This window comes from Oceanobacillus sp. AG, assembly GCF_009746545.1.
Taxonomy (GTDB): domain Bacteria; phylum Bacillota; class Bacilli; order Bacillales; family Amphibacillaceae; genus Oceanobacillus; species Oceanobacillus indicireducens.
In genome coordinates this window covers 48,482-62,881 of record NZ_WOWT01000018.1, presented here as the reverse complement: position 1 = coordinate 62,881, position 14,400 = coordinate 48,482, and the positions used below count along the sequence as shown (strand labels likewise).

Annotated in this window: 12 protein-coding genes; 2 read left to right on the top strand and 10 right to left on the bottom strand. The window is 40.2% G+C overall.

What is annotated here, in order from left to right; translation table 11 throughout:
• Nucleotides 1-59: 59 nt before the first annotated feature.
• Together ccpA and GN217_RS11030 are read right to left on the bottom strand one after the other, a co-directional pair.
• Nucleotides 60-1,064: a catabolite control protein A gene (gene ccpA, locus GN217_RS11035; RefSeq protein WP_156856737.1), complete on the bottom strand. Its 1,005-nt coding sequence runs from the start codon at nt 1,062-1,064 to the stop codon at nt 60-62.
• Nucleotides 1,065-1,315: 251 nt separating this feature from the next.
• Complete coding sequence (locus GN217_RS11030) at nt 1,316-2,389, bottom strand: bifunctional 3-deoxy-7-phosphoheptulonate synthase/chorismate mutase (RefSeq protein ID WP_156856736.1); 1,074 nt, start codon at nt 2,387-2,389, stop codon at nt 1,316-1,318.
• A 208-nt stretch (nt 2,390-2,597) separates the two neighbouring features.
• Between GN217_RS11030 and GN217_RS11025 the strand changes: the two genes are divergently transcribed.
• The gene (locus GN217_RS11025; protein WP_156856735.1) at nt 2,598-4,730 is read left to right on the top strand and encodes a cell division protein FtsA; all 2,133 of its coding nucleotides are present in this window, start codon (nt 2,598-2,600) and stop codon (nt 4,728-4,730) included.
• A 202-nt stretch (nt 4,731-4,932) separates the two neighbouring features.
• On the opposite strand, the gene GN217_RS11020 is transcribed toward GN217_RS11025, so the two are convergent.
• From GN217_RS11020 to GN217_RS10985, 8 genes are all read right to left on the bottom strand, one after another.
• A complete protein-coding gene (locus GN217_RS11020; RefSeq protein ID WP_156856734.1) occupies nt 4,933-5,547 on the bottom strand; it encodes a YtxH domain-containing protein in 615 nt (204 codons plus the stop codon).
• A gap of 33 nt (nt 5,548-5,580) precedes the next feature.
• Nucleotides 5,581-5,994, bottom strand: a complete 414-nt coding sequence (locus GN217_RS11015) for a DUF948 domain-containing protein (protein ID WP_156856733.1) — start codon at nt 5,992-5,994, stop codon at nt 5,581-5,583.
• A 304-nt stretch (nt 5,995-6,298) separates the two neighbouring features.
• Nucleotides 6,299-7,612, bottom strand: a complete 1,314-nt coding sequence (gene murC / locus GN217_RS11010) for a UDP-N-acetylmuramate--L-alanine ligase (RefSeq protein ID WP_156856732.1) — start codon at nt 7,610-7,612, stop codon at nt 6,299-6,301.
• A gap of 123 nt (nt 7,613-7,735) precedes the next feature.
• Nucleotides 7,736-8,845 (bottom strand): nicotinate phosphoribosyltransferase, encoded by a 1,110-nt coding sequence (locus GN217_RS11005; RefSeq protein WP_156856761.1) that lies wholly within the window; start codon nt 8,843-8,845, stop codon nt 7,736-7,738.
• A gap of 65 nt (nt 8,846-8,910) precedes the next feature.
• Complete coding sequence (locus GN217_RS11000; RefSeq protein WP_156856760.1) at nt 8,911-11,238, bottom strand: DNA translocase FtsK; 2,328 nt, start codon at nt 11,236-11,238, stop codon at nt 8,911-8,913.
• 715 nt (nt 11,239-11,953) lie between these two features.
• A complete protein-coding gene (gene ytpR, locus GN217_RS10995) occupies nt 11,954-12,556 on the bottom strand; it encodes a YtpR family tRNA-binding protein (RefSeq protein WP_156856731.1) in 603 nt (200 codons plus the stop codon).
• A gap of 16 nt (nt 12,557-12,572) precedes the next feature.
• Nucleotides 12,573-13,376 carry a DUF1444 domain-containing protein gene (locus tag GN217_RS10990; protein ID WP_156856730.1) on the bottom strand — a complete coding sequence of 268 codons (804 nt, stop codon included), beginning with the start codon at nt 13,374-13,376 and terminating at the stop codon, nt 12,573-12,575.
• Between the two features lie 26 nt (nt 13,377-13,402).
• The gene (locus tag GN217_RS10985; protein WP_156856729.1) at nt 13,403-13,723 is read right to left on the bottom strand and encodes a thioredoxin family protein; all 321 of its coding nucleotides are present in this window, start codon (nt 13,721-13,723) and stop codon (nt 13,403-13,405) included.
• 159 nt (nt 13,724-13,882) lie between these two features.
• On the opposite strand from GN217_RS10985, the gene GN217_RS10980 reads away from it, so the two are divergent.
• Entirely contained in the window at nt 13,883-14,323 is a 441-nt protein-coding gene (locus tag GN217_RS10980) for a YtoQ family protein (RefSeq protein ID WP_156856728.1), read from the top strand.
• Nucleotides 14,324-14,400: the final 77 nt, after the last annotated feature.

The window sequence follows — 14,400 nt, the reverse complement described above, 5'->3', positions numbered from 1 at the left end:
CCAAATCTCTCCAAACATCAATTAAATACGTGAGTAGTTCCTCTATATTTATATCGGCATTAATTAGATAAAGTTGAATCTCTTTTTTCAAGACGGTGTGGAAGAACGACATTTTTATCCGTCACTTCTTCTTTGTTCATATACTTCGTCAATAATCGCATTGCAACAGCTCCGATATCATACATAGGCTGAACGACCGTTGATAACGTCGGGCGGACCATTTTAGCAAGCTTCGTATTGTCGAAACCGAATACTTGAATGTCTTCCGGCACATTGTGTCCACGATCCTGGAATCCATGAATAACACCGATTGCCGCTTCATCGGATGTTACAAATACAGAAGATGGCTTACTGTCCAGTTCAATCAATTTCTCTGCTACTGCGAGTCCTTCATCATAAGAAGAATCGATTGTAAATACAAGCTCCTCATTGAATTCGATATTCGACTCTTTCACTGCACGGACGTAACCTTCGTACTTTAGGTTATTAACAACGGTCTCGCGTAAGCTGCCTACAAAAGCAGGCTGTTTATTTTCATTGTTATTGACCAATTCTTTTGTCGCTTCATAAGCTGCCAACTCATAATCAATGTTGACAGATGGGATTTCATTGGACGAATCATAAGTCGCAGCAAGCACAACCGGCACGGAAGATGTTTTAAATTGCTGAATATGTTCGTCGGTAATGTTACCGCCCATAAATAAAATTCCGTCCACTTGTTTTTCAAGCATCGTATTAATTAACTGCAACTCATTTTCTTTTTTGGAATCTGAGTTACTTAAAATAATATTATATTTGTACATCGTAGCAATATCTTCAATTCCTCTTGCAAGTTCTGAAAAGAAAATATTCGATATATCCGGAATTATTGCCCCTACAGTCGTCGTCTTCTTACTTGCCAGCCCACGGGCTACCGCATTTGGTCTATAGCCTAAGCGTTCTATAGTAGCAAGCACTTTTTTCCTTGTAGTAGGTTTAACATTCGGGTTCCCGTTAACAACACGAGAGACAGTCGCCATGGATACGTTCGCTTCTCTTGCGACATCATAAATAGTTACAGTCATCACATATACCTCCAGTATATTCGTTCTCTTTTTTCTATCATACTCTACCATGAAAATTTTTTCAAAAATAACATGAAAATTTTCATGAAAACTTGTATATAACCTATTCTACCCAAAAAAATATGGACATAACTATTTTACCAGAAGGAAAAATAGTTATGTCCTAATCTATTCATTACATAAGAAATCAAATGATAAAGATATTCTGGATAGCTATCGTTTCTAACTCTAGCCACGTCCACTATGTTCCTTTATTTCAAACGGTTTTCCAGATCTGTGATTTCCTCAAAGAACTTATCAAAGGTTGGGATGTCCATTTGTTGTGCAGAGTCCGATAGTGCTACTGCTGGGTCTGGGTGGACTTCAGCCATGACTCCATCTGCTCCGATTGCCAGTGCTGCTTTCGCTGTCGGTAATAATAGATCTCTTCTGCCTGTTGAATGTGTAACGTCCACTAGAATTGGCAGGTGTGTTTCTTTTTTCAATACGGGTACTGCTGAAATATCAAGCGTGTTTCGCGTAGCTGTTTCATACGTTCTAATCCCACGTTCACAAAGGATAATATTCGCATTTCCACGGGAGATAATGTATTCCGCAGCATTAATGAATTCTTGAATTGTTGCAGATAGACCACGCTTTAAGAGAACCGGCTTGTCTACTTCCCCTGCAGCTTTTAATAATTCAAAGTTCTGCATGTTTCTTGCACCAATTTGAATGACATCGATATATTCTACCGCTTCCTCAATATGAGCCGGATTAACAATTTCACTAATCACCGCTAAATCATATTCGTCAGCGACACGTTTTAATATTTGTAATCCTTCAACTCCAAGTCCTTGGAAGTCATACGGGGATGTGCGTGGTTTAAATGCGCCCCCACGGAGTAATTTCAAGCCCTTTGCTTTAACCGCTTTAGCAACCTGAGCTACTTGTTCATAACTTTCAACTGCACATGGTCCAAATACATAATTTGCGGAGCCGTTTCCTATCTTCGTTCCATTAATTTCAATGACCGTATTTTCCGGTTGTTTCTTCCTCGATACGAGTAGAGCTTTTTGATGATCATCTTTTTGCAGCTCTAAACCAGCTTTGAAGATCTCTTTAAAAATATGGTCGATTGTTGCATCTTCAAACGGGCCGGTATTATGCTTTTTAATATTATCAAGCATTTCTCTTTCACGGACCGGATCAAATTTATACATACTCTGTTTCGATTTCACCTTACCGATTTCCTGAACTAATTCAGCCCGACGGTTAATTAAGTCCAAAATCTCTAAGTTCACTTCATCTAGTTGCTCTCTCAGCTGTTCCATTTGATTACTCATTCGTAAGCCCCCTGCACAGTTTTTAATAATTAGACACAATTATAGCTAAAAATCTGTTATTTGTCACTATTAATTTAATAAAATAATAAAACACCGCATACTATCGGGTTTCCATCACGTTCCACTTTCCTCTTGTTAGAAGTCAAGGTACTACAGTCCATTAATATGTGATAGATTAATAGGGAGAGAATGATTAGAGGTGAGCATTATGGAAAATATAATTTTCGCTTTAGATATAGGAACAAGATCAGTTACAGGTGTAATTGTCAGAAGGGATGAGGATTCCATCCAGTTGATTGATTATTGCATGATCGAACATGAGGCACGCTCCATGCGGGACGGCCAAATTCACGATGTCCCCGCAGTTGCAGCCACGATTAAAAAAGTAAAAGAATCACTTGAGATAAGCTATGGTTCCCCTTTACATAAAGTATGTGTCGCGGCTGCTGGCCGGTCATTAAAAACGATTGAAGCAAGTGCGACAATCGATTTAACTAAATTTCCGATAAAGAATGAAGAAGACGTAAAACATTTGGAACTTGCCGCTCTCCAAGCTGCCCAGGAAAAGCTCGGGGCAAAGAAATATGCAGATAGCTATCAGAATTATCATTGCGTCGGCTACTCCTTACTATATTATAAATTAGACAAGGAACGGATTGGCTCATTAATCAAGCAAACGGGAAATGAAGCAAGTGCAGAAGTAATTGCGACTTTCTTGCCGAAAGTAGTTGTTGAGTCCTTACTTACAGCTGTCAAAATGGCAAATCTTGAAGTAGAAGCGATGACGTTGGAACCAATTGCTGCCCTTCACGTTCTTATCCCCGAGTCCATGCGCCGCTTAAATGTCGTTCTAGTAGACATTGGTGCCGGCACAAGCGATATAGCGATAACCGAGCATGGAACGGTGGTCAGCTATGGTATGGTGCCTCTTGCGGGAGATGAGATTACCGAAGCACTCAGTGACCAATATTTACTCGACTTTCCAGAAGCGGAAAAGGTAAAAAGAAAAGTTGTTTTGGAAAATGAAACAGAGATAGAAGATATTCTTGGCTTCACTTCTACCATTACCTACGATGCGTTCGTTGATCATATGAAAGATGAAATTAACCGACTCGCAACGGTGATAGCAGAAGAAATTAAAAAATTAAATGGAAAAGCCCCTCGTGCTGTTATGTTAGTAGGTGGCGGTAGCCTTACTCCAACCATCGCAAATGAAATTGCTGTAAATCTGAATTTACCACCTAACCGGGTTGCTATCCGCGGTGTGGAAGCTATCCAGCAACTACAGCCGAATGCTGCATTTCCTGGCGGTCCTCTCTTTGTAACGCCGATTGGAATTGCCATTACTGCAAAGGAACGTCCAGTCCAATACACAGAAATTATAATCAACGAAGAAACTATCCGCCTATTTGAGGTAAATGAGCAGACGATTGGTGATGCACTGATACAGGCAGGCCTTAAAATTCACAATTATTATGGAAAACCTGGCATCGCTGCAATGATAAAGGTTAATGGGAAAGAAGTTACGATTCCAGGAGGGTTCGGCGAATCACCAACCATTTATTTAAACGATGAACCGGCTACAACCGAGACCCGTATAAAGCAAATGGATGTTATTAAACTGGAAAAAGGGCGTGATGGGGATGCTGCTGCGATTACATTAGAAGAATTGATAGGGGAAACAAAACAGATAAGAGTTAAGTTTAAAGATACGTCTTATTCACTCGGCACAATATATACTGTAAATGGTAAGCCTAAACCTCCAAGCTATTATGTACAAGATAAAGACGACATTCACTGGTCGCGGCTAGAAAGCGTACAAGATTTTCTTGATTTTTACAAGCTTGGTAGAGATGTTAACCTAGAGTTTCCAATCATTGTCAATCAAAAGAAAATTGATCTTCCTGTTGGAAAGACGACAATACTTGTAAACGATAAGGAAGCAACTACGGAAACAGTTTTACATGATGGAGATGAATTAAAGTTTACTTCTGCTAAGACACCTATTGTAAAGGATATCTTCGAGTATCTCGGAAAGTCCGATTCCTATTCGATTCAAGTGACCTTTAACAAAGAACCTGTCTCTCTTTATAAGCCTGCATATATGGTTACGAATATGGAAAAGATTTTACATAATGATAGTGAATTACATCCGTATATCCGTCTAACGATGAAAGAAAGAGAAACTCCTTTCTTCGTTTTTCAAGATGTTTTTCGACATGTTGCACTAGATTTAACACATGCGACCGGGAATTTCAAATTATATTGCAATGATGAAAGAGCCGGCTTTGATACCCCTATCCACGACCGGGATTCCTTAGCAATTGTTTGGGATGATTGAACGGCAAAAAGGCTACAGCCGCTAATAAGCACAGTAGCCTTTCTTCATTCTTTATCACGTATTAACGGTCTGTAATATCCCCTGCTCTAAACATGATGGAAACCCAATATGTGAAGGATGGGGTAAACAGTACGTAAATACCTGATTCTGTTCAACTAACATTCAGTGGGGGGTAAAGATTCCCTACTGAATGAGTTTCACTTTATCTCGTTGTTCCACTGCTGTTTTTATTGCTTTTCAGTTCTTTATCACCTGTTTTTACAGATTCAGCAGCTTTATCAGCACCTTCTTCTATTTTCTTACTTACTTCTTTTGCAGTTTTTTCTACCTTTTTATCCGCTTTATTGGCAGCTTGTTCAACTTTCCTATCCGTTTTCTTTGCAGCTTGTCCCACTTTGTCTTTCGCTTCATTTAACTTCTTATCCGCCTCAGAAACTGCTTTTTCTGTTTTATCTGCAGCTTGCTTTGTGGCATCTTGTGTCTTCTCAGCGACTTCATTTGTGATATCCTGCGCTTTATTTGCAACTGTTTTCGTTAGTTCTTTAGACTTCTTCGTTAATTCCGCACTTGTATCCATTGCTTTTTGTTTGAATTCTGCACCGGTTGTATATGCTTTATCTTTCCAATCTGATCCTTTTTCAACTGCGATATCTTTAAATTCACCGGCACGGTTTTTTACTTGCTGAACACCCCTATTTAGATCATTACGAGTTTCTTTCCCCGATTTAGGTGCGAATAATAATGCTGTAGATGCACCGATTACTGCTCCTAGTACGACACCAATTGCAAAGTCTTTCGTATTATTGTTTTCTGCCATTGTTATTCCCTCCATATATTTGAATAATATTGATTAGTACTTACTTTCTTTTCTCTTTAGGACATATTCTAAAATAGATGCTCCCCATTTCACCGCTTCATTTGTCTTCGCTTGTTCTTCCTGCGATGCACGGGAGATACTATTCGTTAGTTGTTTTAACGAATGATCAAACTCCTTCATCGTCTCACCGATTCCTTGGGCCCCATCAACTAAACCGTCTAATTTGCTGGATTTCAGTTCAACATCATCCGCAAGCCGGTTCGTTTTATTTAGAAGTTCGGTTGTTTCATTCGTTATCCCCTTTAACTGCGTTTCTAGTCCCTGCAGTGTTGTCTTCGTATCGTTCAAAAATTCTTTCGTTACCTTTATGGTATGAATAATGTAAAACGTCAGTACCACAAGAGCTATAACTGCGATGATTATAGCAATATAAAGCATAACTTCCATTTTTTCAGCTCCTTTAACAAATAATTGCTTTTGTTTGATAGAATAGCGGTACTTGATTACTTTATACCCCAACTATCCCTAACTAAACATGAACTTATAGAAATAGTATATAACTTAATGAATGAAATTTCGAATGATACGGCGAGACACAGGGGTAAAGTGAGTCCTTCCTGCAAAAGTTCAATAATTTGAACCCCTCATGAAGAAATATGTAAAAAAGCCTGCCCAAACGGCTTCCTTTCTAAGGTTACCCTAGGCAGACTTTATCTACTTCCAGCACCCTAAGCGGGCGCCGGAGCTTTGTTCATTTATTCAATACTTGTGTGTGAATTTCAGGCTTATAGGCTTCAATAAACTTCTGTATGTCGCCTGCTCCCATAAAGATCAGCACACTGTCCTTATGCTTTGTTAAAACCTCTGTATGATTAATATCTAGAAGTTCACAGTCTTCGATTAATGCCTGAAGATCGCCGATTGTTAATTGACCGGCTTCTTCCCGGGCGGACCCAAAGATTTCACATAAATAGATAAAGTCAGCACCTTCAAGACTATCAGCAAATTCCTGCAGAAATGTCTTTGTCCGTGTAAATGTATGCGGTTGGAAGATAGCTACAATCTCTTTATCCGGATATTTTTTCTGCGCTGATTCAATTGTTGCTCTGATCTCTCTTGGGTGATGAGCGTAATCATCAATAATTATTTGATCGTTCACACGCTTCTCTGTAAAGCGCCGTTTCACTCCACCGAACGAACTCAAGCTCTTTACCTCTTTAGCTGGGATGCCTTCATAATGGCATAATGTAATAACCGAGAGCGCGTTTAAAATATGGTGATCTCCGTACATAGGGATCGTGAATGTATCATAATAATTACTTCTGATAAAAACATCAAAAACAGTACCTTCCTCTGATGTTTTAATATTTCTAGCTTGAAAATCATTGCCCGGTTCAAGTCCATAATAAAGAACAGGAACATTGGCGGTAATTCGCTGCAAATACTTATCATCACCACAAGCGATAATACCTTTTTTCACTCTGTCTGCCATCTCTTGGAAGGCAGAAAAGACATCATCGACACTTGTAAAATAATCCGGGTGATCGAAATCAATATTTGTCATAATCGCATAATCTGGTTCATAGCTCAGGAAATGCCGGCGATATTCACAGGCTTCAAAGACAAAATATTCACTATCCACATGGCCTTTTCCTGTTCCATCTCCAATCAAATGAGAGATTGGAAAAGCCTCATTTAATACGTGGGCAAGTAAACCGGTCGTTGAAGTTTTACCATGGGAACCTGTAATTGCAATACTCCGGAATTTCTTCAGCCAATCGCCGAGAAAATCATGATATCGATAAAATTCACAGCCTAAACGTTTTGCTTCTTCAATTTCTTCATGGTCATCTGGGAATGCGTTCCCTGCGATAATTGTATATTCCGCTTTAATATTATCTTTAGAAAACGGGAGAATTGGAATGTTTTTTTCAAGTAAAGCTTCTTCCGTGAAAAAATGTTTTCCCACATCCGAGCCTTGAACGGTCTCACCGGAGTCGTAGAGAATTTGTGCGAGTGCACTCATTCCAGTTCCCTTTATACCAATAAGATGGTAAGTTGTCATAAAAAGAACCTCCACATGTACAAAAAAGGATTTGTCTTACTGTTTGTGATAGATTATCACACAATAGCTTATTATAGCAAACAATCAAGGACATGAAAATAATCCTTTCAGCCCACCTTGTTTCTATACGTTTTTATATTCCACTACCTCGAGCCGTGGATTCGGACGAAATCTACGTCCTTCCTTCGCTTCCGGTGAACCATTCAATAGGACGAGATCCCCTGTGAACCCGATATTAAGCCGTAATAAGCTTCTTCCTACACCATACATATCAACCGGTACACCAGCTTCTTCAAAATCTTTAATACGTTCTTCCGTAAAGCCGCCGGATACCATAATTTTCACATGCTGGAATCCTTCATCATCAAGCGCTTTCCGTAAAGCAAATAATAGCTCTGGATTAACCCCACGTGGGTCGAATGTTCCAAGTAAATGATGATTTCTCAGGAAATATTTATCCACTAACGTACGGGAAGTATCGAGGCGGACAGAGCTCAATTTATCGCCGAAACGCTTTGCTACTTTTAATGAATCGGTAATGACATCATTATTATAGTCGACAAGTGCAGATAATTCATCACCAGGGAATACTTCATGATACGCTTCAGCCGCTGCCACGACATCACCACGGAACATCTGAATGAGTGCGTGCGGCATTGTCCCCATACCTTCTTTTCCCCACCATTCGTTCATTGCATGGGTTGCCTGTGCAGTGGAACCGCCAATAAATGCTGCATATCCATCTCCTGCTTGAGTCGTATAATGGTCATCCCTGTCCCCCATGAAAATGACAGGCTTTGGCTTTTCAGTTATGCTCGCTGCTTTTACCACATTGTATACATTCGTTGCGACAGATGTTCTTCTCGCAAGAATTCCATCAATAATTCCTTCTAAATAGCCGAATTGCTGATAAGCGCCTGATATCGTAAGAACCGTCTCATACGGACTGATTCGGTCTCCGTCTTTCAATGATTTGATTTCCAATGTTTCTGGATTATCCGCGAACGAATGAAGTAAAGCAATCACTTCATCCGTACCGCAAAGAACTGCATCATCTTTTTGAAAAAATTGCATCGTTACATGATTATTAGGGATTTTCTCTTCGGCAATCTTTTTCGTTTTTAAAAAATATACTGCAGAAAACCAGCCTTCCCCAATACGTTCATCAAATTTAAATGTTTTATTTGTTAAACGGTCAATCTCACCTGCAAGCTTTCGATCGATTTCTTTCATCATTTTTCTCCTTATTATTTATCCTATTAACAATATGATATAAAAATATTGCAATTGAAACAAATTTAATCGCTTATTCGGGCAGCGGCTTCCGACACGAGGACCTCTCTCGGCTTACTCCCATTTTGCCCAGATATAATACCACGTGCTTCCAACGTATCAATTAACCTTGCCGCCCGGTTATAGCCGATTTTGAAATGGCGCTGGAACATGGAGGTGCTTGCTGATTGTTGATGGACGACAAACTGAATTGCATCTTCAAGCAGCTCGTCCTCATCTTCTTCCATATGAATTTGTTCCAGTAGCTCTTCTTGCTCAAACAAATAGTCCGGTTCGGCAAGATCTCTTGCAAAGGCTGTAACTCTTTCAATTTCTTCGTCAGATACAAATGGTCCCTGTAATCGGACACTTTTTCCTGTTCCGTTCTCCATGAACAACATATCACCTTTACCTAGGAGCTTCTCTGCCCCACTCGCGTCAAGGATTGTACGGGAGTCCACTTGCGAAGATACACTAAAGGCAATCCGAGTTGGTATATTTGCTTTAATGAGTCCCGTTATAACATCAACAGATGGTCTCTGGGTAGCAAGTAAAAGATGAATTCCGCAAGCCCGTGCTTTTTGTGCAATTCTACTGATGGCATTCTCCACATCCTGTGGTGACATCATCATTAAGTCAGCCAATTCATCAATGACGATGAGGATATATGGCATTTTTTCATTCTTTCTATGTTCGCTCATTACTTTCCGGTTGAACCGCTCAATGTCTCTAACGCCTTCTTCCACGAAACGTTCATAACGTTCTTCCATTTCATTAACTGCCCACTTCAAGCTCTGTGTCGCTGCTTTTACATCGGTAATAACTGGTGAGACAAGGTGCGGCACACCGTTATATGGCGCTAGCTCTACCATTTTCGGGTCGATCAAGAGCAATTTCACATCTTCATGACTCGCTTTATATAAAACACTGATAAGGATTGTGTTAATGCACACGCTCTTCCCTGATCCGGTTGCACCAGCTATTAGGCCATGCGGCATCTTTTGGATATTTGTAATTTTAGGTTTACCTTCAATCGTTAGACCCAATGCAGTTGTAAGTGGAGATTTGCTCTGTTTAAACTCTTCCGTCTCCACAATTTCTTGCAGTCCAACCATTTGTGCTGTTGGGTTCGGTACTTCGATTCCAACTGTATTTTTCCCCGGAATCGGTGCTTCAATCCGGATATCTTTAGCAGACATATTTAATTTTAAATCATCGCTTAGGTTTCTAATTTTACTTACCTTCACACCTAATTCTGGTTGCACTTCAAATCTTGTAACAGATGGGCCTTGTGTTGCGTGAACAACCCGTGCACCAACGTTAAAATGTTTTAGTGTCTGTTCAAGCAAGTTCTGCTGTTCACGAGTCCACGAGTCATTTGCATAATCTTCTTCTTGCGGGTCATTTAAAAGATGTAGCGGAATATGAATATCTTTTGCTGGTTGTTCCACCTCTGATTGATTCGCTTCCGACTGTATTGCCACTGGTTTTACAGACTCGTTCTCCGGTTTTCTTTCTGGGCGCTCTTTGTGCCGCTCTAATCCCCGCATCCTCACCCTCTCGTTCCGCTCCATTTTCGCTTTATCGAGTGGTGTCATTACAACGTTAAACGGTACTTCTCGTTCATTCCCCTGTTTTCTCTCGCTTCTCTTTCTGTTCTTCTCAAGCTGAGGCGCTTTTTTATGTACCTGGTTTTCTGCTGTTTCTTCCTGCGCCAATTGTTGGATTGTTTTAATTTCTTCTTTTTCCGGTCTTTCTTCTGTTTCTAGTTTTTCTTCTGTCTCTATTGGTTGCTCCGTCTCTTCAGTCGCTAGCTCGAATATTGCTGCCGTTTCCTGTTCCGGCTTAATCGTTTCACTAATCAGTGGTTCTTCTTGTTTTTGTTCTTTTATTTGTTCTTCTATTTCTTCTATTTGGACTTCCGATCGCTCTTCTTTTTTTGCTTTCTTTCGAGCATAAGCGGGCACATTTTCGACTTCGTTATCCCTTTTTTGAAAACCATATATTGGAGAAGGGACATCTGAAGCTTGAAATGGCGGTGCGTTTTCATCTTTATATACTTTTCTGACTGGGGTTGGACTGGATGCTTTCTTTTCTTTTTTCGGCTGGGCCGGTTGCACCGATTCTTGATTTCTTCGTACATATGCTGGTTTATATTCATTTTTCTCCCGATTTTCCATTGGATCTGGAATTACTGGAAACCGGAAAGGTCTATTCTCTGGATACTTATAAGTCATTCTCGCTTTTATTTCCTGATGATTCTGTTGAGGTTGTTCCGAATCCTCAATTTCAATTTCTTCCTCTACTTCAGTCAGGAAAAAGTTTTTCATTTTATCTAACCAATGCTTTAACATTTCATTCACTCATTTCCTTTTCAATCCATGTTACTTTTCCATTTTACCAGTTTTTTAGAGTTGGATGTAGTTTTATTGAAATTATATTATAAATAACTCCACTTTTCAGCGTCTGAAACAGCTAAGTGTACCTCTATCATGAGAAGCGCGGATTGCTTTCATTCAGCGTAACTGCGCAACTTACTTCTGGAGGTCCGCAGTCCAGACACCTCTCGCACCTGCTGAGCGGCTGGTGAGCCTCCTCGGGCTGAGCACTAAGGGGTCTCACCTAGGCCTATCGACGAACAGGAGGTTCTAATGCCGGCATTGGTCACAGGACGTGACCGTACTTAGCCGGCCTCCCGCAGGAGTCTCGAGGTGTCTGGACTGCTCCGAGGAAAGGCCCCGTTTGGAATGCTATTTAATATTCCAAAGGCACACCCTGTATCGTGATAGAATAATCTCTTTTCATAATAATCATCTTTACCAGTTCAGCTGCCCGGTGGACGGTGACTCCTGCGGGAATAGCACGAGTCCGGAGACCCCGCAGGGCGGTAGCCCGAGGAGGCTTCGGCTGTGCCCGCGGAAAGCATCCGTCCACCGGGCAGCTGAACGGCGACTAGAGAGCAAGTCTGGAGAACGTGCACATTACTCACGCTGAATGAAAGTAATTAGCAGTTCATATTTTGAGGGAATTAAAAACACACCCTATTAGAAAATAGCGTGTGCCTCTTTTTTAAACGGTAAATTCTTCACCAATTTGATAGCTGTCGTCTAGTACGTATATTCCTTTTTCTTCCGGTGCATTGGGGATAGCCAATTCTTTCTGGGAACATATCATTCCGTTTGATGGAACTCCACGAAGTTCAGATGGTTTAATGCGTAGACCGCTTGGCATCGTTGCTCCTACTTTCGCAACAACAACTTTTTGGCCAACATCGACATTTGGTGCACCACAAACGATTTGCAATACCTCCCCACCAACATCAACCTTACAAACACTTAACTTGTCTGCATTCTCATGAGGTAATTTTTCCTCGACATAGCCGACGACAAATTTCGGGCTTAGATCAAAGTCAAGCTCATCATCGAGATTATTAGCTTTAAACAGGTCTTTAATTTCTCCAAGTAATGCTTCCGTTAATTTAATTGCACCTGTTTCAGATAGTGCAAATTTTTCCGAAGCACGGTAAATGTTGTAGCCGAGCACTTCCTGATCTTTTCCAAGTACTCGGACAATATCTCCGTTTGTTTCATATGTCCATTCGTAACGATTGCCATCTTTTAGCGGGATGAGGAGTACATCCCCAATTCCATTTCGATTATAAAATACGTTCATCTATTTCGTCCTTTCCCTATTTCTCTGGGCGGTTTTTCGCGAGGATAAAGATTGGCTCTAATCTTTTATCTTCGTAAATAAACGGTAACGAAGTAATAGGGATGCGCCCCTCCGAGAAATATTTCATTGTAAGCTGAGCTAAAATATCATAACCAGTCTCATTCTGAATATCTGCAATAATCAATACATCCTGATGCGGGGTGGCAACGGTCATATCACCTTTCATATTTGCTTTCATCTCTTCCAGAAATGCTTCATTCAATATTCTGGTTGCATCATATCCATCTTGAGTTGCAATAAAGTAAAAATCATTCCCAGCTACTTTATCCGTTTTATAATCGGTTGAAAGAGAGCGGGCATTAAACATTGCGATTTCTTCTAGATGCTTCCCAGTCCACTCTGCCTCTTGAAGCAAATCTTCATCAATTAATCGGTATGATTTCCCTTCATCAAGTGCATAGAATATTCTCGTTTCCGCGGTATGATCTTTGTGGATCAGTTTTTTTTCAGCTTTTGTTTTAGTCGGGAATGATGTCGAGCGAATCACAGGATAGATATACTTCTCCATTCCTGTCAATTCAACATGTTCATTCATCATTCTTAGCGCTTCCTCAATATGTTCAACAACTTCATCAATTACCGTTTCACCGCGCGTATTATATTTTACAATGATATTTGGAAGCGTCAAGGTTAAGCCTTGCTTCGTTTCCTTCCACTCGATACGGAGTGTGTCCTCTTTACGATTAAATCTAAAATGATATTTATCATTTGACAGACGCTCTTTCAATATGTCCCGCATGCGGGTACTTGTCATTTTCATCGATGGTACCTCCTTACAAACTTAATCTACACTTTCGCAAAGCCATCGATAAACGAAATGATTTCTTCCTTTGTCTTCCGGTCTTTACTGATAAATCGGCCTACTTCTAACCCTTTTTCATAAGCAACAAAGCTAGGGATACCGTAAATTTCATTTTCTTGTGCCAGTTCCATAAATTCGTCTCGATTCACTTCAACAAAAGTGTACTCAGGGTATTTATCTTCTATTTCTGGTAAGATTGGTTCAATGAAGCGACAGTCTGGACACCAGCCAGCTGTGAAAAGAAAAATTGCTTTTTCATTATTTTTGAGTTCGTTAAATTCTTTTACAGATTGCAATGGCCTCATTTTCAATCATCTCCTTCTTTCTATCATAGCTTTCCTTCCCGTCTGTTTCAATTCACACGCCCTGATTTAACGAATTTTGAAATGCTCATGTAAATGATTTGCAATTATTATACAATTCGCTAGTATGAAAGTGGAGTCATATTATTTGGAGGTGCTGAAATGGAACTAACTGTTTATCTAGCTGGTGAAATTCACTCAGACTGGCGGGATCAATTAAAAGCAAAAGCAAAGGAAAAGAATTTAACGTTAACCTTTGTCGGACCACAGACGAATCATGACCTTTCAGATGATATCGGAGAAAAGATTCTAGGGAAGCAGCCTGGCAATTATTACCGGGATGATGCAGCTTCTGCTGTGAATAATTTAAGAACACAGGTGCTTATGCAGAAAGCTGATGTCGTTATTGCGCTGTTTGGTGAGAAATACAGACAGTGGAATACGGCGATGGATGCCTCCGCGGCAATTACATTGAATAAACCGACGATTCTTGTTCGACCGGAAGAGTTTATTCACCCATTGAAAGAGCTATCCAACAAAGCGAATATTACAGTTGAAACGATTGATCAAGCATTAGATGTTTTAGCCTATATTTATGAATGAAAAGAGGAGCGCCCAAAGCGGCACTCCTCTTTTCATTTCTCCAGGAAACTATAAAATAAAAATACTCTTGAGAAATT

What these genes read in the sequence shown, in the direction of transcription:
- ccpA (WP_156856737.1), bottom strand. Translation starts at nt 1,064, where the DNA reads ATGACTGTAACTATTTATGATGTCGCAAGAGAAGCGAACGTATCCATG.
- GN217_RS11030 (WP_156856736.1), bottom strand. Translation starts at nt 2,389, where the DNA reads ATGAGTAATCAAATGGAACAGCTGAGAGAGCAACTAGATGAAGTGAAC.
- GN217_RS11025 (WP_156856735.1), top strand. Translation starts at nt 2,598, where the DNA reads ATGGAAAATATAATTTTCGCTTTAGATATAGGAACAAGATCAGTTACA.
- GN217_RS11020 (WP_156856734.1), bottom strand. Translation starts at nt 5,547, where the DNA reads ATGGCAGAAAACAATAATACGAAAGACTTTGCAATTGGTGTCGTACTA.
- GN217_RS11015 (WP_156856733.1), bottom strand. Translation starts at nt 5,994, where the DNA reads ATGGAAGTTATGCTTTATATTGCTATAATCATCGCAGTTATAGCTCTT.
- murC (WP_156856732.1), bottom strand. Translation starts at nt 7,612, where the DNA reads ATGACAACTTACCATCTTATTGGTATAAAGGGAACTGGAATGAGTGCA.
- GN217_RS11005 (WP_156856761.1), bottom strand. Translation starts at nt 8,845, where the DNA reads ATGAAAGAAATCGATCGAAAGCTTGCAGGTGAGATTGACCGTTTAACA.
- GN217_RS11000 (WP_156856760.1), bottom strand. Translation starts at nt 11,238, where the DNA reads ATGTTAAAGCATTGGTTAGATAAAATGAAAAACTTTTTCCTGACTGAA.
- ytpR (WP_156856731.1), bottom strand. Translation starts at nt 12,556, where the DNA reads ATGAACGTATTTTATAATCGAAATGGAATTGGGGATGTACTCCTCATC.
- GN217_RS10990 (WP_156856730.1), bottom strand. Translation starts at nt 13,376, where the DNA reads ATGAAAATGACAAGTACCCGCATGCGGGACATATTGAAAGAGCGTCTG.
- GN217_RS10985 (WP_156856729.1), bottom strand. Translation starts at nt 13,723, where the DNA reads ATGAGGCCATTGCAATCTGTAAAAGAATTTAACGAACTCAAAAATAAT.
- GN217_RS10980 (WP_156856728.1), top strand. Translation starts at nt 13,883, where the DNA reads ATGGAACTAACTGTTTATCTAGCTGGTGAAATTCACTCAGACTGGCGG.